Source organism: Bifidobacterium aesculapii (assembly GCF_001417815.1).
In the GTDB taxonomy this organism is placed as follows: Bacteria; Actinomycetota; Actinomycetes; order Actinomycetales; family Bifidobacteriaceae; genus Bifidobacterium; species Bifidobacterium aesculapii.
In genome coordinates, this window is the sequence record NZ_BCFK01000028.1 from 1 (window position 1) to 19,751 (window position 19,751).

Consider the following 19,751-nt stretch of genomic DNA (forward strand, 5'->3'; position numbering starts at 1 on the left):
CCCCCCCTTTCCCGCCGGCATGGTGGCTACTTGTCCAGTTCTATGGCCTTGTTGAGAGCGTCCTCGAGGGCCTTCTGGGCTTCGCCGTAGGCGGTCCAGTCGCCGTTCTTCATGGCGGTCTGGCTGTCCTTCATCGCCTGGGCGGCGTCGTCAAGCGCCTGCCGGAGCTCGGGGCTGCGCGCGGCGCCGGAGGACTGGCCGGAGGCCGAATCACCGGTCTTGCCGGTGTCCTTGCCCTCGCCCGCCGCCGAATCGCCGGAATCCGAGGAGGAACCGCCCGAAGGCTCGTCGCCGGAGTCGCCGCCCGCGTTCGCTGCGTCGCCGGCGGATGCGCCGGAGTCGCCGCCGAACACCTGGTCCAGCGCCTCGTCCAGCGTGTCGGCGAAACCGACCTGGTCACCGAACGCGACGAGCACCTTCTTGAGCAGCGGGAACGACGTGGCGCCCGAGGATTTGACGTACACGGGCTGGACATAGACGAGGCCGCCGCCGAGCGGCAGGGTGAGCAGGTTGCCGCGCACCACGTTCGTGGAGCCGGATTGCAGGAGGTTGAGCTCCTTGGACACGTCGGCGTCGGCGTTGAAGTTGTTCTGCGCCTGGCCGGGGCCGGGCACGTTGGAATCCTTCGGCAGCTCCTGCAGGCGCAGGGTGCCGTAGTTCGGCCCTATCACGCCCTTTTCGGAACCGGCGTCGGAGTCGACGGACAGGAATCCGGTGAGGATCTCGCGAGTCGACGTGCCGGCGGGGATGTAGGAGGAGGTCAGCGAGAACACCGGCTCCTTGGTGCCTCCGGTCTGCAGCGTCAGATAGTAGGGAGGCTGGAGGATGTCCTGATCCTGCTGGGACTGCGGCTCGGTGGGGTCGACCGGCGTCTGCCAGAAATCCTCGCCGGAGTAGTACTGGCTGGCGGAGGTCACATGGTAGCGGGCGAGCAGCTCGCGCTGCACCTTGAACAGGTTCTCCGGGTAGCGCATGTGGCTCATGAGGTCGCCGGAGATCTCCGACAGCTGGTGATATTGGCCGGGGAAGACCTGCTCCCATGCCTTGATGACCGGATCGTCCTGATCCCACACGTACAGGTCGACGGAACCGTCGTACGCGTCCACGGTGGCCTTGACCGAGTTGCGGATGTAGTTGGCCTTCTGAGAGCCGAGACCGGTCACGGTCGAGGAGCTGACGGTGGTGGAGTCCTTCGTCGCGGAGCCGAGTTCGGTCATCTGCGAATACGGGTAGGCGTCGGACGTGGTGTAGCCGTCGACGATCCACTTGACGCGGCCATCGACCACCGCCGGGTAGACGCGGCCGTCGAGCGTCAGGTACGGGGCCACCTTGGCGACGCGCTCGCGAGGCGAACGGTCGTAGAGTATCTGCGAGGCGGAGGTCACACGGTCGGAGAAGAGGATCTGGTCGGAGCCGAACCGAATCGCGTACAGCAGACGCGAGAACAGGTTGCCGACGGACGGGCCGCCGTCGCCGGCGAACGTGTTGGTGGCGCCCTTGGAGCCGGTCGGGTAGTCGAACTCCCATGCGGCGGTGCCTTCGGGCGCGCCGACGATCGAGTATTCGCTCATGTTGGGCGAAAAGTAGATGCGCGGCTCGTACTTCTGCGATTCGGTGAGCTTGCCCTGCGTGGGGATGCCGGATTCGAAGAATTCGGGCTGGCCGTCGGCGGTCACCTTGTTGCCGTAGGCGGCGACGACGCCGTAGCCGTGCGTGTACACGGTGTGGTCGTTCACCCAGTTGCGGTTGTCGTTGCCGGCGAGGTCGAGCTCGCGCGCGGCGATGACCGTGTCCTGGCTCTTGCCGTCGATCTCGTATTTGTCGACGGCGAGCGTATCGGAGAACGTATAGTACTGCTTCGACTGCTGCAGCTGCTTGAACGTCGGGGAGACGACCTGCGGGTCGAGCAGTCGGATCTGCGCGGTGGTCTCGCCTTCCGACTTGAGCGCGCCGGACTCGCCCTTCGTGGTGGCCTGGTAGTTCTCGGTCTTGAGCCTGTCTAGACCGTAGGCGGCGCGCGTGGCGTCGATGTTGCGCTGGATGTACGTCGATTCCATCTCCTGCGCGTTCGGATTGACGCGGAACCGCTGCAGCACCGCCGGCCAGACGATGGTCAGCACCATGGAGACGACGACCACGACGGCGACGGCGACGACCGGCGTGCGCCACGCCTTCAGAGCGGCTGAGGCGCGCACGCCAATCGGCTGGCTGCCTTCCAGCGCGTGCGAGCGCATGAGCCACACGCCTAGCACGACGCCGAGCAGGGCGATGAGCGCCGCCATGATGAACGTGACAGGGATCGTCGCATTGACTGTCGTGTAGGTGGCGCCGGTGATGCGGGAGCCTTCCTGCGTGAGATGGGCGAAGACGCCGAGGGCGGTCTGGGCGGCGAGCGCGAACATGTTGAGCATCAGCCACACGGCGATCTGCCGGCGGGCGCGCTTCGTGATGGAGAACAGGCCACGGCCCTTGACCGGCATGGTCAGGCGGATGCCGCCCATCATCGCGTGCGTGACGACGGCGAAGACGATGCCGATGAGCAGCAGCATGGACACCGCGGACATGGCGAGGCGCAGACCCGGCAATATGAACACGTAGAAACCGTTGTCAAGCCCGAACTGCGGATCCTTCACGCCGAAGTCCTGCGCGTGGAACATAAGCAGTATCTCGGTCCAGTTCGCGTTGAACTGGGCGCCGAACACGGCGCCCACGATCGCGGAGACGGCCACGGCCACGCGCCGTGCGGTCTTCGAGCTGACGGTCCTGCTGACCTCGACCACGTCGCCGTCGACTCGCACGCGCGAGCCGTCGGCGGCGTCCGGGCGGGCGCGGATCGCCAGCCACGCCGAAACGAAGCCGACGAGCGCCATGAGCAGCGCGTACGCCGCCCACAATCCGACCTTCACGCCCAATTGGGTCCAGACCACGGACTGGAATCCGAGCTGGCCGTACCACATGAGGTCGGTGATGAAGCGCGACAGGCCGAAGAACAGACCCACGATCACGGCGAGCGCCAACGCGACGCCGATGAGGATCTTCGTGCCACGTCCCGTCGCGCCGGCGCCGTGCGGACGCCCGGCGTCGCGTGTGATGCGCGGGAAGCCGGGACCGAACGGGGGGCGCGGCCTGGTGGGACCGTCGTGGCGCGCGTCGTCGCCGTCGGTCTCGACATCGATGATGATCGGGTCGTCGTCCGACCGCGACGCACCGGCCGACCCGTTGCGACCGGACCTTCCGCGGTTGCCGCGCGGGTCGGCATCGGGGTCGAACATTCCGAAGATATCTGCAAATGACATGACTACAGCCTACAAATAGGTGGGGAATGTCAATTCGCCGGCGTTCGCCGGGAGCCGAGCGCCACCGGTGTGTATCCTCGTGCACGACGGTATGGAAGGAGCGGCCGATGGCAAGGGGAGAACGGCGCAGACACATGGGGCGTGGGGGCGTCGTCCTCGCGACGGCGTTGATGGCGGCGGCGGCCGTGGCGGTCGCGCTGGCCGTCGTGTTCGCGATGCCGCAGACGCCCGGCGGCGACGCCCGCACGTCCGCCAAGCAGTCGAGCCCGGCGGCAGACGGCGACGTGGCGAGGTCCGCCGTGCCCGCACCCGGCGATCCGATGTCGGCCCGCGTGGAGCGCATCGTCGACGGCATGGACGCATCTCAGCGTGTCGGCCAGTTGGTGATGGCGCCGTTGTTCGCCGGAGACGCGCCGAACGCGCTACGGCATGCAATCGTCGACCGTCATGTCGGTTCGGTGCTGCTCATCGGCAACTGGCGGTCCGGGGTCGCCGGCGTGCGTGGCGCCGTCGACGAGCTGCAGTCGTATGCGGGAGCCGATTCCCGTCTCATCGTCGCCACCGACCAGGAGGGCGGCCAGGTGCAGCATCTAACCGGCCCCGGCTTCGACACGATGCCGAGCGCCGTCGAGCAGGGCGCGATGGATGCGGGCAGTCTGCGCTCATCCGCCGCCGTGTGGGGCGGTCAGCTGGCGCAGTCGGGCGTCAACGTCGATCTGGCGCCGGTGACGGACACGGTGCCCGGTAATCGTGCGGCGAACACACCAATCGGTGCGTTGGACCGCGACTTCGGACTCGATGCGAACGGCAACGCCGCCCACGCCGCCGCGTTCGTCGAGGGGATGCGCGACGCGGGGGTGCAGGCATCGGTCAAGCACTACCCAGGGTTGGGTGCGGTGAACGGCAATACGGATTTCACGGCGGAGGGCATCGTCGATACGACGACCACGTCCGACGGCGCCGAGATCGGCGCGTTCCACACGGTGATCGCCCAGTCGAAGCCGGCGATGGTGATGATGTCGCTCGCCACCTATAGCCGGATCGACCCGGACAACCCCGCGGCGTTCTCCCCCGTCGTGGTCAACGGCGTGCTGCGCGGCGGTCAGGGGTTCGACGGTGTGGTCACGTCGGATTCGCTGTCGGCCGCGGCGGTGAGCGGCACGCCCACCGACCAGCTGGGCGTGCGGTTCGTGGCGGCGGGCGGCGACCTCGTGTGCATCGGCCAGAGCGCCTACGTCACTCCGATCCTCGATGGGTTGGCGGCGAAGGCGAAGGCGGATCCCGCGTTCGCGGACAAGGTCACGCGTTCGGCGAAGCGCGTCGTGCGTCTCAAACTCGAGATGGGGCTGATGCACTGAGACCGGAGGCCGGACCGGCCGCAAGGTTCGGCAACGCTTCAGGAGCGGTAGAGCCCGTGTTTGCCGATGTACTGGACGACGCCGTCGGGCACGAGATACCAGACCGGCTCGTCGTGTTCGGCGCGACGCCGCACGTCGGTGGAGCTGATCGCGAGGGCGGGGATCTCCAACGTGTCCACCTTGCCTTCGGGCAGGCGCACGCCTTCCGGCGACGAGTAGCCCGGGCGCGTGACGGCGACGAAATGGGCGAGATCCCACATGCTGTCCGCGTCCTTCCACTGCATGATCTCGGCGACCGCGTCCGCGCCGGTGATGAAGAACAGCTCCGCGTCGGGCCGCTGCGCGCGGATGTCGCGCAGCGTGTCGATGGTGTAGGTCACGCCGGGACGGTCGATGTCCACGCGGGAGACGGTGAACTTCGGGTTGGACGCGGTGGCGATCACCGTCATCAGATAGCGGTCCTCGGCATTGGTCACATGCTTGTCGAGCTTGAACACGGGCCGGCCCGTGGGCACGAAGATCACCTCGTCGAGGTCGTACACCCATGCGACTTCCGACGCGGCGACGAGGTGGCCGTTGTGGATGGGGTCGAACGTGCCGCCCATGATGCCGACGCGCGGCACCGCATGCCAGTTGCCGCGCGCGGAGCGCCGCGCCGTGCCGACGCGCGCGCCCGACGGACCGGATTCTGAGCCTCCGGTGCCGGGCACGCCCGCGTTGGCGACGTTGGCGGCAGCCTCCACCGAGTCGATGGACAGGTCGGACATGCGCCGTTCGCCGGGCTCCATGTTCCCGGCGACGGTTCCGGCCGCGCTCACGACCGCTCCTCCGCCTCGCGTTCGGCCGCTTCTTCACGCAGTTCCGTGTGTTCGGCCTGTTCGGTCTCCTGCTCGATCTCCATCGCCGTGGGGCTGCCGTCCTTGGGGTCGATCTTGCCCATGTCCTCGTCCCATTCCTCCTGCACGACGCGGCGGATCTCCGCGAACGTGGGCAACGGGAAATCGGGCTGGTAGAGGCGGCGCACCTCCGCCACGCGCTCGGTGACCCGGATGAGCGTGTCGGTCATGCCGTCCACGTCGCCTTCCCTCTCGAGCGTGGAGAAGCGCGCGATGTAGCTTTCCATCTGGCTCATGTGGTCGCGCACCGCGTCGAGCTGCGCGCCGTCGAGGTCGACGACGTCGGGCGCGTGTTCATCGGGCCAGCCGATGAGCACGGCATCCGCGTATTCGAGGGAGGCCCTCTGGGAGGCCGAGGCGATGCCGTCCTCGATCTGCACGAGGAACACGTAGCGCACGATGCTGAGACGTTCAGCCGCGATCTTCAGTCCGCAGCGCGGATCGTCCAGATCGAGGTCGTCGCGCAGTTCGGTGATGTCGACGCTCATGCCGTCGTCCCTCACGGTCGTCTTGTCCGTCGCGTTGCCGTCGCTCATGCGCGCACCTGCCCCATGCCGTATCCGATCCATTTCGTGGTGGTCATCTCCGTCAGCCCCATCGGGCCGCGCGCATGCATCTTCTGCGTGGAGATGCCGAGTTCGGCGCCGAAGCCGAACACGCCGCCGTCGGTGAAGCGCGTGCTCGCATTGACCATGACGACGGCCGAATCGATGCGCGCGGTGAACTCCTCGATGGCGGTGTAGTCCTCGGCGACGATCGCCTCGGTATGGCCGGTGGAGTGCATGTTGATGTGGTCGACGGCCTCGTCGAGCGAATCGACGACCCTGACGCCCATCTCCAGCGCGAGATATTCGGTGTCCCAGTCCTCGTCCGTGGCATGGACGAGACGCCCGTCCGCCGCGGCCGTGGGATCCGCGGACGCGATGATCGCGTACGCGCGTTCGTCCGCGTGGAGCCTGACGCCGCGTTCGAGGAGCGCGGCCGCGGCGGACGGCAGGAAGCCATCCGCGACGTCCGCGTGCACGAGCAGCTTCTCCGCCGCGTTGCACACGCCTACGCGCTGCGTCTTCGCGTTGATGATGATCGGGATGGCCTTGGCCGGGTCGCCGGAGGCGTCCATGTAGATGTGGACGTTGCCGGCGCCGGTCTCGATGACCGGCACTTTGGAATTGGCGACGACCGCTTGGATGAGCCCTTTGCCGCCGCGCGGCACGAGCAGGTCGATGTGCCCGCGCGCCTCCATCATCGCGGTGGCGCCGTCACGGCCGAAATCGTCGACGCTGGCGACGAGCGCGGCGTCGAATCCGCCGTCGGCGAGTGCGTCGCCGATGACGGCGAGCGTGGCCGCGTTCGTATGTTCGGCCGCATGCCCGCCGCGCAGGATCGCGGCGTTGCCGGATTTGAAGCACAGGGACGCGACGTCGACGGTGACGTTCGGGCGGGCCTCGTAGATCATGCCGATGACGCCGATGGGCACGCGCGTCTGCGTGAGCCGCATGCCGTTCGGCAGCCGGTAGCCGCGAACGATCTCGCCGACCGGATCGGGCAGGGTGGCGACGTGGCGCACGCCGTCGGCGGCGGCCTTCACGCGCGGCTCGTCGAACAGCAGACGGTCGAGCTTGCCGGCGTCCATGCCGGCCTCGCGCGAGGCGGCCATGTCGAGCGCATTGGCTTCGGCGATCTCGCCGGCCCGGGCGTCGAGCGCATCGGCGATGGCGGCGAGCAGACGGTTCTTGGTTTCGGTGTCGGCGCGGGCAAACGTGCGTTGGGCGCGCGCGGCGGCGTCGGCGCGGGCGCATACGGCGTCGAACACGGCCGACGGAATCACGGCTTCCTCACTATTCGTCATAACCACCCACCTTAGCGCAATGTCTTCACGAGCATCGTCGGCCTTGCCGGCTTGGATGACGCCTGCGGCCGGCTCCCGACGTGAGGGGGCCGGCCGCAGGCGTCGCCGGACGGGACCGATCAGTGGATCTGGTCGAGATCCGGGTAGAGCGGGAAGTCCTCGACGAGCTTGTCGACGCGCGCCTTGAGCGCCTCGACGTCGGCGGACGGGCCGGCGGCGAGCGCGGTGCCGATGATGTCGGCGACCTCCTCGTACTCCTTCGGACCGAAGCCGCGGGTGGCGAGCGCCGAGGCGCCGATCCTCAGGCCGGAGGCGACGGACGCGGGGCGCGGGTCGAACGGCACGGTGTTGCGGTTGATAGTGATGCCGCAGGCGGCGAGCAAATCCTCGCCCTGCTGACCGTCCATCTCGCTGTTGCGCAGGTCGACCATGACGAGGTGCACGTCGGTGCCGCCGGTGAGCACGGTGATGCCGTTGGCCTTGACGTCGTCGGCGAGGAGACGTTCGGAGATGATCTTGGCGCCGTCGAGGGTGCGCTGCATGCGGTCCTTGAACTCCGGGGTGCCTGCCACCTTGAAGCTGACGGCCTTGCCGGCGATGACGTGCATGAGCGGTCCGCCCTGCTGTCCGGGGAAGACCGAGGAGTTGAGCTTCTTCGCGTATTCCTGCTTGGCGAGGATGAAGCCGGAGCGCGGGCCGCCGAGCGTCTTGTGCGCGGTGGAGGAGACGACGTCCGCGTACGGGACGGGGCTCGGGTGGAGGCCGGCGGCGACGAGGCCGGCGAAGTGGGCCATGTCGACCCAGAACTTGGCGCCGACCTCGTCGGCGATCTCCTTCATGGCCTTGAAGTCCTCGATGCGCGGGTAGGCGGACCAGCCGCCGATGATCATGGCGGGGTGGGTCTCGAGGGCGCGCTGGCGGATGATCTCCGGGTCGATGCGGAAGGTCTCGGGGTTCACGCCGTAGGCTTCGGCGTGGTAGAAGCGGCCGGAGAAGTTGATCTTCATGCCGTGGGTGAGGTGTCCGCCGTGGTCGAGGGCGAGACCGAGGACGGTGTCGCCGGGCTTGACGAGCGCCTGGTAGACGGCGGCGTTGGCCTGCGCGCCGGAGTGCGGCTGCACGTTGGCGTATTCGGCGCCGAACAGCTTCTTGGCACGTTCGCGGGCGATGGTCTCGATCTGGTCGACGTACTCGCATCCGCCGTAGTAGCGGCGCCCCGGGTAGCCTTCGGCGTACTTGTTGGTGAGCACGGAGCCCTGCGCCTGGAGGACCGCGCGCGGCACGAAGTTCTCGGAGGCGATCATCTCGAGGCCGCCCTGCTGGCGGTGCAGCTCGGAGTCGAGCAGCTCCGCGATCTCGGGGTCGGCGGCGCTGATGGGCGCGTTGAAGGCGTCGGTGGCTTTCTGCGCGAGTGGTGAAGCGGTCATCTGTGCTCCTTTTCGGTGTGGGTCACGACTGGTTTGCCGTTTGGCGGCCCAGTGTACGGGCCGTTTGTGGCGAGCCTGTTTCCCTCATCCCATCCGTCTCACCCACCGGACATCCCATTGCCGCTCCCCTCCACTCCCTCCCGTTGGCGCTCCCCTCCACTCCCTTCCACTCCCCTCGCTCGATTCCCATGGTGCGGTAAACCCCCATGGTGCGGTCGCATGAAACGGCGGGATTCCGCCGTTATGTAGATTTGGTGTGACCGCACCATGGGAGGTGCGCCGCATCGTGGTCGGGCCGCACGGCGGACTCCGGCCGCACGGTAAACTGGTGAGGATTCACACAGTTCCCCTCGCAAGGTAAGGATCCGCCGTGGCCACCACGTTCCATTCCACCCGCTCCACCACCGACTCGCTGACCGCCAAGCAGGCGATCCGCAAGGGCATCGCCGACGACGGCGGCCTGTTCGTCTCCGACCAGCTGGGCAAGACGAAGGTCGAGATCGCCGATCTCGCGGGGCTTCCATACCAGACGATCGCGGCGCGCGTGCTCGGTGCGCTGCTGCCGGACTTCACCGACGAGGAGCTCGCCGCGTGCATCGCCGAGGCGTACGGCGACCAGTGGGCGGACGGGCGCATCACCCCGTTGAAGGAACTGGGCGAGGACTACATCCTCGAACTGTTCAACGGCCCGACCTCCGCGTTCAAGGACGTGGCGCTGCAGATCCTGCCGCGCTTCATGGCGCGCACCACGCCGGCCGACGGCGACGTGGACGAGAAGATCATGATCCTCACCGCCACCTCCGGCGACACCGGCAAGGCGGCGCTGGCCGGCTTCGCCGACGCGCCGGGCACCGCGATCACCGTCTTCTACCCGCAAGGCAAGGTGAGCCAGGTGCAGGAGCTGCAGATGACCACGCAGACCGGCTCCAACGTGAACGTGGCCGCGGTCGAGGGCAACTTCGACGACGCGCAGACGGCCGTCAAGAACATCTTCGGCGACCACGAACTGGCCGCGCGTCTCGCCGCCGACTCGCACGTCGTGCTCTCCTCCGCGAACTCGATCAACGTGGGCCGTCTCGTGCCGCAGGTCGTCTACTACTTCTCCGCGTACGCGCAGCTGCTCGAACGCCAGATCATCAACGTGGGCGACGAGGTCGAGTTCGTCGTGCCGACCGGCAACTTCGGCGACATCCTCGCCGGATACTACGCGAAGCTCCTCGGCCTGCCGGTCAAGCACCTCGTGGTCGCCTCCGACAAGAACAACGTGCTGTTCGACTTCCTGACCACCGGCACATACAACCGCCAGCGCCCGTTCTACCAGACGATCAGCCCGTCGATGGACATCCTCGTCTCCTCGAACCTCGAACGCATGCTGTACTACCTGTCCGAAGGCGATACGCGCCTGATCACGATGCTGATGAACGACCTCAAGAACTGGGGCACGTATGAGATCCCGGAGGATCTGCTCGCCAAGATCCGCCAGCTGTTCGGCTGCGGCTGGGCGAACGAGGACCAGGTGCGCGAGATGATCGCCGACTGCTGGAAGAGGAACCACTACGTCATCGACCCGCATACCGCATGCGCGTACTTCGTGGCGCGGCAGATGCCGCACGACCCGCTCACCCCGCGCGTGATCCTCGCGACCGCGAGCCCGTACAAGTTCCCGCGCGTGGTCAACGAGTCGCTCGGCTTCGACGCGACCGGCACCGATTTCGACTGCATGGACGTGCTCGCCCGCGAGACCGGCACCGTGCCGCCCGCCGCGCTGCGCGGCCTCGAAACCGCCGACGTGCGCTTCGACACCGTCGTGCCGATCGACGGCATGGAGTCCTTCGTCGAGCAGTCCGCCAAGGCCCTGTAGTCCGAACGGTGAGCAGCCGGCCGTATCCGGCGCGCCGCCCCTGCGAATCACTCTGATATCGAGGAACGGGTCTCTCGTGGGAGAGGCCCGTTCCTCGATATCAGGGCACGTTATGCACCCCGGTTCCTGCGTAAATCGTTTCACACACGACCGGGGGCACGGCACCGCACAATCATTGGAATACCGCCATTCCACTGAGACCGCCCAAACAACTCCCGAAAAGCGCGGCCCCCGTATGCCGGAATCGGAAAAGCCCTACAGCAGCATTGTGAACGCGACAGGCGCTCCGATGGCAACGAGCATGAACAGGGCGAGTCCCACCCATACGATGGGTCGACCAAGGTTGCACGTCCAACCGACACCGAACCGTTTGGGCACCCAGATGGCAGGATCGTCGCGGTTCACATAGAAGACTCCGGCATGCCAATGCCGGTCGTCGTCATATGGCATCGTGACGGAACCGACGACCGCATCGTCACCCGCTTCCCCATCTTCCATCGTATGCGCGAAGACCCGCGAACCGCTCTGCCCATAGTACAAGCCGATTATCAACGCTCCCAAGACCGCCGCCATTGCGACGAGCAGGGCGACGGGGCCGAACAGCACCGGCTGAAGCACCCCGATGACGAGCAGCTGCGCGCCGAGACCGATGGCTACCGCGGTGACGAGCCCTATGACAAGCGTGTAGACGCTCCACGCGCGGGCGAACGCCCCGTACGCGTAGGATGTGGTCGCGGGATGATCCGGGTCGACCGGACGTTTGGAATGGACGATCGCGGCATGGCCGCCGGCCATCACCAGAGCGAGGATAAGCTGCGCGACGACCGCGAACCAGATCACCGCAGGCGATTTGTCCGCCCAACCATCCACCCGGCCGTACAGGTCCATGTGCATCGGCACACGCGCCGGCATACGGTCATAGCCGATCAGCCCCACGGCTACGGTGATTCCGAGCGCCACGACGTGAAGCAGTTCCCAAGCCAGTCCCAGCGGTTCGGGATTGTCGGGCTCGCCTACGAGCACGGCGCGATGGTCACCTTCCGCCGACCATCCGCGTTCGGTTTTGATGGCCGATGCTTTGCGCCGGCAGCGCTGCTGCATCAGGAAGCCCAGCCCGACCACGACAATCGCGGCGACGGACGCGACCGATACCGCACCGGTCTCTCCGAGGAAATGCCACGATGCGAGCGGCAGCAGCACGGCCGCCAGTCCGAGGAACGCCATGGTCCGCGAGAACGTGGTTTTAAGCGCACGGATGCCAGGGTCCCGATGCGCCGTCGGAGGTACGGTCACGCCGAAGACCTCACGACGGTCGGCAATCCACGGCATGACCGCGACGGATACGGTGACGGACACCGGCAGGATGACGACCGTCAGCCATACGACGATTGTGGTGATGATTGCGTTCATGCCGCTCTCCTATCGTTTCCCGTGTCATCCGCCTTCATGCCGTACACGCGCGCGCATTGGCGGCGGGCGGCGGCGAGGAACGCCGCCATGCCGCCGCCGCGCGCCTTGTGTTCGAGCGCGAGACGGTACAGTTCGTCGTTCATACGCCAGTCCTGTTCGGCGTCGATGCGGCGGACGGCGTTCCCGGCGACGGCGTCCGGTCGCACGTCGCGCCGGTCGGCGACGACGGCACCGGAGCCGCGGCGCATGACGAGATACCCGTCATCCCTCAGCAGCGCGTACGCCTTGTTCACCGTGTGCAGGTTGACACCGAGGTCGACGGCGAGCGCGCGCACGGACGGCAGGCGGTCGCCGGGCGCGAGCTCGTCGTTCGCGATGCCCGCGACGATCCGCCGTCGTAACTGCTCGTAGATCGGCACGTCGCCGCTCCGGTCGATGTCGATGATCATGGATGACATCTCCCCCCACACCGTTCTATCTGTTCTATATCAACTATAGCACTTTCGACGGTATCGGGCGACGTCCCCGCCCCGGCACGTCACAGTTCGCGGCGCGACCAGATGCGCACGGACAGACGATAGGAGGCGTACACGGCAACGGCGACGACGGCCGCGATCCCTGCGGCCGGCTGCAGCGTCGGGTCGATGCCGAACAGCCATTCCTTCGCGCTTTCAGGCAGCATCTCGAGCAGCAGGACCGCGCCGAAGAACAGCACGGAACCGCCCATCATCAGACGTCGGTATGCGACCGCGAAATCGCAGGAGTAGAACACGGGGATCAGCACCGCGTCGACCAGCGCGGCGGCCGCAACGGCATACGGCACGACGACCACGCCGTCGAACGCCATGCCGAAGGCGGCCACGCCGATCGCGATCTCGACGCCCAATTCCAGCAATCCAATCAGGAACAGCGACAGCGCCGACAGGTAGCGCGCCCGCACCTGCGTGCGACGCGACACCGGGATGACGCCGCTCATCCGCTGCGAAGCCTGATCGGCGCCGTTGACCACGAAGAACCCGCCGATCGACAGACTCCACCACAGCATGGTCCAGAACGCGGCCATCGCGATGGACACCGCCGCGCCTCCCCTGTCTGCGGAATCCTGCATGAAGCCGGAGAACACCAGCGGCGCGAGGAACTGGACGGCGGCCGCCACCGGGGAATTGCCGGTGAGCATGGCGAGGTCCATGCGCAATGCGGTTCCCATGGCTCGCCGATGCACCGACGAGGAACCGCGCGGCGCAGACGGAACGCATGATCCCGTCCGGGGCATGGTCGGCTTGATCATGGCTTTCAGAGCTCTTTTCCACGGTAGATGCGCGAGGACGCGATGAACGAGACGACCACGGCGACGATCATCACGATGATTCCGGCGAACGCGGCCGCGGCAGGCCCAGCTGCGGCCAGCGTCTCGATGACGGCGGAGGCGACGCGGGCGCACGCGGCGAGCGCGGATGCGGGCAGGACCAACGGCAGCAGTTTGACGAGCGCCGCCGCTGCCGCGCCGATGACGAGGCAGCCGCCGAACAGGATGAGCCAGACCTTCTGCATCGGGAAACGGTAGAGCAGCGGAACCGCGACAGCCTCGATCATCACATAGGACGCCATGGCCAGCACGGCCACGACCGGCACATCCGGCGTCAACGGTCTGCCGGACGACAACGGCACCGCGGCCTGACATACCAGACATTCGACGAACAACACCACGGCCAGCACCCCCAGCAGGAGATAGCGGCCCGTCACCTGGCCGAGACGGCGCACCGGGATGACGCCGTTCATCCGCGCATGCCCGCCTTGCTGCTCATAGCCGAAGACGGTCATCGGCATCACCGAGAACGCGCCGACGAGACATCCGACGATCATGCTGGAAGACAGGGACGACGACAGCCTCCCTCCGACGGACATCAGCACGAGCGCCACCGGTATCGCCACGACGGCGAACAGCAGATTCCCCCAGCCCTGCGAGCCAAGACGACGCAGGTCCAGTCCGAATGCCCGCAACACCCCGGTCATCATGCCGCCTCCGATCCGCGATTGGTTCCGTCTACGCCGACACGCGCATTGGTGAGTCGGATGATGTCGTCGATGGATGCGGGTTCGATGGCGGGCGTCCGGAATTCGTCGAGGCCGTCGACGCCGGTCGTGCCGGCGATGCGATTGAGGTCTTCGGCCCGTACGAGCACGTCGAATCCGGTCTCGTAGCGATGGACACCGACCGCCGCGGCCGCGAGGTCCGCGGTCAGTTCGTCGGGCCCGCCTTTGACGACGCGGAACGCTTCGGTGAATTCGTCCTTCGGCCCGGTGTAGTAGAGTCGCCCGCCCGTGATGTAGGTGATGAAGTCGGCGGCGCGTTCGAGGTCGGCGGTGATGTGCGTGGAGAAGATCACACTGCGGTTCCCGTCGGCGATGTAATCCTGCAGGATGTCCATGAGATCGTCGCGGGCGAGTACATCGAGGCCGCTGGTCGGCTCGTCGAGGATGAGCAGGCGCGCGTCATGGCTGAGCGCGACGGCGAGCATGAGCTTCATCTGCATGCCGCGCGACAGTTCCTTGACCTTCCCGCCCCGTTCGAGGCCGAAGCGTTTCAGGTAGCCGTCGAACACGGCATGATCCCATGCCGGATACATGGGCGCCATCGTCTTTTCGACCTTGTTCACGGTCCATGTCTCGACGAAGTAGTTGGAGTCGAACACGACGCCGAGCCCTTCCTTGACGCGTTCCTCGTCGGCGATGTTGTCGAGTCCGAACACGTGGATCTCGCCGGCGTCGCGGCGGATCATGTTGAGGATGAGCCTGATGAGGGTCGATTTGCCGGCGCCGTTCGGGCCGATGAGGCCCATGATGTACCCGGCCGGCAGGTCGAAGGTCACGTCGTCCAATGTGAAGCCGGAATCGTAGCGTCTCGTCACGCCGGTGACGGACAGCGCCATCGCGGTGTTCATCGCGAACTCCTTTCATATGCCTGTGCCCACCCCGCGCGCCGCGGACGGCGTGCGCGGGATGGTCAGCGTTCCCTGCGGTACTCCTCCGCGAGCATCGACCCGACCCGTTCCAGAGGCAGGCCCGCGGCCTTGGCGGCCGAGACAGCCGCGGCGAGGCTCTCCCTCACACGGGTTTCGAGCTGACGCCTCATCAGCTCGTTGCCCTTGTCCATGACGAACGTGCCCTTGCCCTGGACGTTCTGCACCACACCCTCGTCGGCCAGTTCGTTGTACGCCCTGGTGACGGTGAGCACGGAGATGCGCAGCTCCTTGGCGAGCTTGCGTAGAGAGGGCAGCGCCTCGCCCGCCTTGAGGTCGCCGTTCAGCACGGCGGTGCGGATCTGGGTCTTGATCTGCTCGTAGATGGGTTCGCCGGACACGGATGAGATGATCAGCTTCATCTATGCCCCTTTCGGTGATTCGATATCGATGTCCCGATATCGCCCAGCTGTTCAGCTGTTATATAGAACTGTATAACTGTTATGGCCCACTGTCAAGGTTTGGAGCATAACAGTCGCCGTCGTGTGTCGTCGTGTGTGAATTGCCGGTTAACGTCGCCGCGCCGCACCATGCACCGTGCCTACAATGGCGGCACGAAGGGAGTTCTTATGACAGACAACGCCGTTACCTTGCGCAAGACCGAACCCGCCGATTTCCCGCTGTTCGCGCGGTGGTGGAACAATCCGTCCATCGCTGACGGATGCCGCCAGACGCTCGAGGCCGTCCCGGACGCCGAAGCGGAAAGCCTGTTCCACGAATGGAGCGACGTCGACGACGACACGCGCTTCGGACGCACCGTGCTCGACCCGTCCGGCGACCCGGTCGGTTTCATCTCCGCGTGGAATGGCAGCGATCCGGAGCGCACCCCCGCCATGTCGGTGCTCATCGGCCCGTACTACCAGGACCGTGGATTCGGTAGCCAGGCCATGAAGCTCGGCATCACGCTCGCCGCCGACCAACTCAAGGCGAAGGCCATCACCGTCGAAGTATGGTCGTTCAACCTGCGCGCACGACACATGTGCGAATCCCTAGGATTCAAGGAGACCGGACGCCGCGCCGGCGCCGTGGAGCGCGACGGCCGAACGTTCGAGGCCGTCTGCTACCGCGCGCCGATCGAGAGGCTCACCAGCCGCATCGCCGCCGAAATCGTGGAACGTGAGGAAGGCGAGAAGCTGGAAGCCCAGCGGTTCGCCGCCGAACGCCCGTCCGACCTGTTGCCGGTGCGGTAGCCTCCCCTCACCACGAGCGCGGGGCATCGCGGAAATCGTGTAGGACGCCATCGGCGACGGCGCGAATCTCGGGCCAGTCGTCCGCCGAGGAATCGTCGTACATGCCCCATGCGCGCATGCCCGCCGATTTCGCGGAGCGGATGGCGACGAGCAGATCCTCGAAGACGATGCAGTCAGCCGGTTCGACACCGAGCCGGCCCGCCTCCAACAGGTAGACGTCCGGCCGGGATTTGCCGGGGCACCCCGCCTCGTCGGGCGAGATGATGTCGTCGAACAGATCGAACAGGCCGGTGTGTCGCAATGCCGGCTCGCGAAGCCCACGCGTGAGCGTCGTCGCCACGCCGAGCCGCACCCCCGCCGCCTTGAGATCGCGAAGATACTCCGCAGCGCCCGGTTTCGCCTGCACCGCGTTCGCATACGCCTCATGGGCCATCGCATCCCATTCCGCCATGACCGCTTCCGCAGTCTCGTCAAGCCCGAACCGGGCGATCGTATAGTCGGCAATCTGCCGGAACTCCATCGGCGCGACGATGGCCGTATAGTCCTGAGGCACCGCGAAGCCGCGACGAGCGAGGAAATCGACGTCGATCTGGCTCCATACGCCCATCGAATCCAGCAACGTGCCGTCCAGATCGAAGATCGCGGCCTTGCGCGCCGAAGACGAAGCCGGCATGGCATGGGCTTGCGTGATGGTCATAGCGTGCTCTCCTCAAGCAGTTCGCGGGCATGGTCGAGCGACGCCTCGGATTCCGAGCCGGACAGCATGCGCGCGATCTCGCGGACGCGCGCCTCGCCCTCCACCTGCGTGATCGTGGTGACGACGCCGGGCACGTCGTCGGGCACGTCCGGCGGCTCCTTGACGACGACGAACTGGCGGTCCGCCCACGAGGCTACCTGCGCCAGATGCGTGACGACGATGACCTGCGAGGTGCGGGCGAGACGGGCGAGACGGCGGCCGAGCTCCACGGCCGTCTTGCCGCCCACGCCGGCATCGACCTCGTCGAAGATGAACGTCATGCCGTTGGCCGCGCCGGCCGCCGCTCCCCCACGCGCCGCGTGCATGTCCGCGCTGGACAGTTCGAGAGCGAGCATGAGACGGCTCAATTCGCCGCCGGACGCGCTTTTGCCCATCGCCAGCTGCGGCGACCCCTCGTACGGGGTGAACAGGAAGGCGATGTCGTCGCCGCCATTGGCGTCGAGCCCCTTCGCCGCGGCCGACGAAACACGCGAGGTGACGCGGATTTCCAGCGAGGCGCCGTCCATCGCCAACGATTGGAGTTCCTCGCTGACGCGGCCGGCGAGCCGTTCGGCCGCGTCACTGCGCGCCTCATGCAGGTCCGCGGCGGCCGCGCACGCCGCTTCCAACAGCCCCTCACGCTCCCGTTCGAGTTCGGCGAGCTTCTCCGGCGAGGCGTCGAGATCCTCGATCTCGAACGCGGCCTTGTCGCGCCATGCGATGACGTCGGCAAGGGTCGGCCCCCACCGGCGCGTCAGTTCGCCAAGCTCATGGATTCTGGCGTTCAGCGCGTCGAGGTCGGCTTCGCCGAGATCCTCGTCCAAGTGCCCCGCCAAGGTGAAGACGATGTCCTGGAGTTCGGCGTTCAACGATTCGAGCCGGTCGGCGAGTTCGCCGAAATCCCCGGAGGCGCGGATCGCACGCAACGCCTGCGCCGCCTGCAGCAGCAGTTCGGAGGCACCCGCCGCCTCCGCGCCATCCCCGGCGTAGCCGATCTGCGAGACGTCGAGCGCGGCCAGCGCACGAGACACGCCTTCGGCGATGTCCGCCGCGTTCTCGATGCGGTCGCGCTTCGCCTTGAGATCGTCGTCCTCGCCGTCATGCGGATCGACCTCGTTGATGCGTTCCACCGATTCACGCAGATAGTCGGCCCGCTGGCGCATGTCCGACTCCTGCGAACGCAGCCGCTCCAGGCGCGCGTCGAGGTCGGCGAGCGCCTGCCACGCCTTGCGGTAGGCGTCGAGTTCCGGCTCGTCGCCGGCGGCATGGTCGAGGAATTCGCGCTGGCGTGCGGGCGAAGCGATGCGCAGCTGTTCGGCCTGCCCGTGGATGGTGACGAGGGCGGCGGCGAGCGCGGCGAGCACGGATTTGGGTACGGTTTTGCCGCCGAGCACGGCGCGTGAACGTCCGGTGGCGCGCACGGTGCGCGAGAGGAACAGTTCGCCGTCTTCGGTTTCGACGCCGGCCTCGCAGGCGATCCGGGCCGCATCCGAACCGTCGCCTGGACCGTCCGGCACGGCGAAGATGCCCTGCGCCCACGCCTCATCGGCTCCGGACGATACGCGTTTGGCGTCCGCCGGACCTCCGGAGATGAGGTTCAACGCGCTCAGGAGCATGGACTTGCCGGCGCCGGTCTCGCCGGTGATGGCCGTCATGCCCGCCGCCGGCGTGAAGGTCGCGGAGGCGATGGGACCGAGGTGTGCGATGGAAAGCTCTTCGAGCATCAGCGTCTCCCGCCGTGCGCGGCCTGTTCGCGCCAGCCGACGACCGGCAGGTCGAATTTGGTGACGAGACGGTCGGTGAACGGCGCGCCGGAGAGCCTGGCCAGACGCAGCGTGCCGTGCGAGGCGCGCACGTCGACGCGCGTGCCCTTCGGCAGCGCGCGCTGCCGGCGCCCGTCGCAGCAGATCCACCCTTCGGACATGGAATCGTCGAGGATGGTCATCGTGAACATCGAATCGGCGCCGATGACCAGCGGGCGCGCGAACAGGGCGTGCGCGGCGAGCGGTACCAGCTGCAGCGCCTTCACGTTCGGCCACATGATCGGCCCGCCGGCGGAGAACGCGTATGCGGTGGAACCGGTGGGCGTCGAGACGATGACCCCGTCCGCGCCGAACGAGCTCATCTCCACATCGTCGACGCTGATGGACAGTTCGACCATCTTGCCGCGGTCGGCGCGTTCGATCGTGATGTCGTTGAGCGCCCAGTTCTCGATGGGGCTCTCGACGCCGGGGAGCCACACGTCGACGTGGGCGATCATGCGCTCGTCGATGGAATAGTCGCGGGTGGCGATGCGCCGGATCGCCTCGTCCATCTGGAAGCTTTCGAATTCGGCGAGGAAGCCGACATGCCCCATGTTCACGCCGAGGATCGGAGTGCTCGTGCACCGCACGAGTTCCGCCGCGCGCAGAATCGTGCCGTCGCCGCCCAGCACCACCACGATCTCCGTGTCCTCGCCGACGACCGGCGGCTGCACGTCGAACACGGGCGGCTCGAGATTGTCGATGATGGAGACTTCGAATCCGGCGGCGTGCAGACGGTCGACCACATCGGTCACCACGGTGCCGCTGCGCCGCAGCCGCGTATGGGTCACCACCACCGCATGACGAACACCGCTCATCGGCAACATCCCCCTCTAGGCACATGGGAAGGTACAACAGCACCCATCCTAACCGATTCGAACGAATGTTGCATACCTTCCGCCCGTA

The 19,751-nt window shown here is 66.9% G+C and carries 17 protein-coding genes; 3 read left to right on the forward strand and 14 right to left on the reverse strand.

The window, feature by feature from the left end:
- Window positions 1-26 precede the first annotated feature (26 nt).
- Entirely contained in the window at window positions 27-3,296 is a 3,270-nt protein-coding gene (locus tag BFAL_RS03675) for a UPF0182 family membrane protein (protein ID WP_055427078.1), read from the reverse strand.
- 107 nt (window positions 3,297-3,403) lie between these two features.
- Between BFAL_RS03675 and BFAL_RS03680 the strand changes: the two genes are divergently transcribed.
- A complete protein-coding gene (locus tag BFAL_RS03680; protein WP_055427079.1) occupies window positions 3,404-4,654 on the forward strand; it encodes a glycoside hydrolase family 3 N-terminal domain-containing protein in 1,251 nt (416 codons plus the stop codon).
- A 38-nt stretch (window positions 4,655-4,692) separates the two neighbouring features.
- Here the strand turns inward: BFAL_RS03680 and nadD are convergent, their stop codons facing one another.
- The 4 genes from nadD to glyA form a co-directional block, all read right to left on the reverse strand.
- A complete protein-coding gene (gene nadD, locus BFAL_RS03685) occupies window positions 4,693-5,442 on the reverse strand; it encodes a nicotinate-nucleotide adenylyltransferase (protein ID WP_152973524.1) in 750 nt (249 codons plus the stop codon).
- A gap of 26 nt (window positions 5,443-5,468) precedes the next feature.
- Window positions 5,469-6,038 carry a hypothetical protein gene (locus tag BFAL_RS03690; protein ID WP_055427155.1) on the reverse strand — a complete coding sequence of 190 codons (570 nt, stop codon included), beginning with the start codon at window positions 6,036-6,038 and terminating at the stop codon, window positions 5,469-5,471.
- Between the two features lie 44 nt (window positions 6,039-6,082).
- The gene (locus BFAL_RS03695; RefSeq protein ID WP_055427080.1) at window positions 6,083-7,399 is read right to left on the reverse strand and encodes a glutamate-5-semialdehyde dehydrogenase; all 1,317 of its coding nucleotides are present in this window, start codon (window positions 7,397-7,399) and stop codon (window positions 6,083-6,085) included.
- Window positions 7,400-7,518: 119 nt separating this feature from the next.
- Complete coding sequence (glyA, locus tag BFAL_RS03700; RefSeq protein ID WP_055427081.1) at window positions 7,519-8,826, reverse strand: serine hydroxymethyltransferase; 1,308 nt, start codon at window positions 8,824-8,826, stop codon at window positions 7,519-7,521.
- Window positions 8,827-9,196: 370 nt separating this feature from the next.
- On the opposite strand from glyA, the gene thrC reads away from it, so the two are divergent.
- Window positions 9,197-10,687 (forward strand): threonine synthase, encoded by a 1,491-nt coding sequence (gene thrC / locus BFAL_RS03705; RefSeq protein ID WP_055427082.1) that lies wholly within the window; start codon window positions 9,197-9,199, stop codon window positions 10,685-10,687.
- Between the two features lie 255 nt (window positions 10,688-10,942).
- Here the strand turns inward: thrC and BFAL_RS03710 are convergent, their stop codons facing one another.
- From BFAL_RS03710 to BFAL_RS03735, 6 genes are all read right to left on the reverse strand, one after another.
- On the reverse strand, window positions 10,943-12,097 hold the full coding sequence (locus BFAL_RS03710) for a DUF1648 domain-containing protein (protein ID WP_055427083.1): 1,155 nt from the start codon (window positions 12,095-12,097) through the stop codon (window positions 10,943-10,945).
- Entirely contained in the window at window positions 12,094-12,555 is a 462-nt protein-coding gene (locus BFAL_RS03715; RefSeq protein ID WP_236691652.1) for a GntR family transcriptional regulator, read from the reverse strand. Before BFAL_RS03715 ends, BFAL_RS03710 begins: the two co-directional genes overlap by 4 nt.
- 80 nt (window positions 12,556-12,635) lie before the next feature.
- Window positions 12,636-13,304 carry an ABC-2 transporter permease gene (locus tag BFAL_RS03720; protein WP_160319022.1) on the reverse strand — a complete coding sequence of 223 codons (669 nt, stop codon included), beginning with the start codon at window positions 13,302-13,304 and terminating at the stop codon, window positions 12,636-12,638.
- 86 nt (window positions 13,305-13,390) lie between these two features.
- Window positions 13,391-14,113 carry an ABC-2 transporter permease gene (locus BFAL_RS03725; protein WP_082440340.1) on the reverse strand — a complete coding sequence of 241 codons (723 nt, stop codon included), beginning with the start codon at window positions 14,111-14,113 and terminating at the stop codon, window positions 13,391-13,393.
- Window positions 14,110-15,039, reverse strand: coding sequence for an ABC transporter ATP-binding protein (locus BFAL_RS03730; RefSeq protein ID WP_055427086.1), 930 nt, complete (start codon window positions 15,037-15,039; stop codon window positions 14,110-14,112). The genes BFAL_RS03725 and BFAL_RS03730 overlap by 4 nt, the downstream gene beginning before the upstream one ends.
- 62 nt (window positions 15,040-15,101) lie before the next feature.
- Window positions 15,102-15,479 (reverse strand): GntR family transcriptional regulator, encoded by a 378-nt coding sequence (locus BFAL_RS03735; protein ID WP_055427087.1) that lies wholly within the window; start codon window positions 15,477-15,479, stop codon window positions 15,102-15,104.
- Between the two features lie 207 nt (window positions 15,480-15,686).
- On the opposite strand from BFAL_RS03735, the gene BFAL_RS03740 reads away from it, so the two are divergent.
- Window positions 15,687-16,307 (forward strand): GNAT family N-acetyltransferase, encoded by a 621-nt coding sequence (locus BFAL_RS03740; protein ID WP_236691653.1) that lies wholly within the window; start codon window positions 15,687-15,689, stop codon window positions 16,305-16,307.
- A gap of 7 nt (window positions 16,308-16,314) precedes the next feature.
- Here the strand turns inward: BFAL_RS03740 and BFAL_RS03745 are convergent, their stop codons facing one another.
- The 3 genes from BFAL_RS03745 to BFAL_RS03755 are packed head-to-tail and all read right to left on the reverse strand — an operon-like array spanning window position 16,315 to window position 19,663.
- Window positions 16,315-17,004, reverse strand: a complete 690-nt coding sequence (locus BFAL_RS03745; RefSeq protein ID WP_236691654.1) for an HAD family hydrolase — start codon at window positions 17,002-17,004, stop codon at window positions 16,315-16,317.
- Window positions 17,001-18,767 carry a DNA repair protein RecN gene (recN, locus tag BFAL_RS03750; RefSeq protein ID WP_055427088.1) on the reverse strand — a complete coding sequence of 589 codons (1,767 nt, stop codon included), beginning with the start codon at window positions 18,765-18,767 and terminating at the stop codon, window positions 17,001-17,003. Before recN ends, BFAL_RS03745 begins: the two co-directional genes overlap by 4 nt.
- Window positions 18,767-19,663: an NAD kinase gene (locus BFAL_RS03755; protein ID WP_055427159.1), complete on the reverse strand. Its 897-nt coding sequence runs from the start codon at window positions 19,661-19,663 to the stop codon at window positions 18,767-18,769. Before BFAL_RS03755 ends, recN begins: the two co-directional genes overlap by 1 nt.
- Between the last annotated feature and the right edge of the window lie 88 nt (window positions 19,664-19,751).

Excerpts from the sequence above, each read along its gene's own strand:
- BFAL_RS03675 (WP_055427078.1), bottom strand. The coding sequence starts at position 3,296 with ATGTCATTTGCAGATATCTTCGGAATGTTCGACCCCGATGCCGACCCG.
- BFAL_RS03680 (WP_055427079.1), top strand. The coding sequence starts at position 3,404 with ATGGCAAGGGGAGAACGGCGCAGACACATGGGGCGTGGGGGCGTCGTC.
- nadD (WP_152973524.1), bottom strand. The coding sequence starts at position 5,442 with ATGGAGCCCGGCGAACGGCGCATGTCCGACCTGTCCATCGACTCGGTG.
- BFAL_RS03690 (WP_055427155.1), bottom strand. The coding sequence starts at position 6,038 with ATGAGCGTCGACATCACCGAACTGCGCGACGACCTCGATCTGGACGAT.
- BFAL_RS03695 (WP_055427080.1), bottom strand. The coding sequence starts at position 7,399 with ATGACGAATAGTGAGGAAGCCGTGATTCCGTCGGCCGTGTTCGACGCC.
- glyA (WP_055427081.1), bottom strand. The coding sequence starts at position 8,826 with ATGACCGCTTCACCACTCGCGCAGAAAGCCACCGACGCCTTCAACGCG.
- BFAL_RS03710 (WP_055427083.1), bottom strand. The coding sequence starts at position 12,097 with ATGAACGCAATCATCACCACAATCGTCGTATGGCTGACGGTCGTCATC.
- BFAL_RS03715 (WP_236691652.1), bottom strand. The coding sequence starts at position 12,555 with ATGTCATCCATGATCATCGACATCGACCGGAGCGGCGACGTGCCGATC.
- BFAL_RS03720 (WP_160319022.1), bottom strand. The coding sequence starts at position 13,304 with ATGGGAACCGCATTGCGCATGGACCTCGCCATGCTCACCGGCAATTCC.
- BFAL_RS03725 (WP_082440340.1), bottom strand. The coding sequence starts at position 14,113 with ATGATGACCGGGGTGTTGCGGGCATTCGGACTGGACCTGCGTCGTCTT.
- BFAL_RS03730 (WP_055427086.1), bottom strand. The coding sequence starts at position 15,039 with ATGAACACCGCGATGGCGCTGTCCGTCACCGGCGTGACGAGACGCTAC.
- BFAL_RS03735 (WP_055427087.1), bottom strand. The coding sequence starts at position 15,479 with ATGAAGCTGATCATCTCATCCGTGTCCGGCGAACCCATCTACGAGCAG.
- BFAL_RS03740 (WP_236691653.1), top strand. The coding sequence starts at position 15,687 with ATGACAGACAACGCCGTTACCTTGCGCAAGACCGAACCCGCCGATTTC.
- BFAL_RS03745 (WP_236691654.1), bottom strand. The coding sequence starts at position 17,004 with ATGACCATCACGCAAGCCCATGCCATGCCGGCTTCGTCTTCGGCGCGC.
- recN (WP_055427088.1), bottom strand. The coding sequence starts at position 18,767 with ATGCTCGAAGAGCTTTCCATCGCACACCTCGGTCCCATCGCCTCCGCG.
- BFAL_RS03755 (WP_055427159.1), bottom strand. The coding sequence starts at position 19,663 with ATGAGCGGTGTTCGTCATGCGGTGGTGGTGACCCATACGCGGCTGCGG.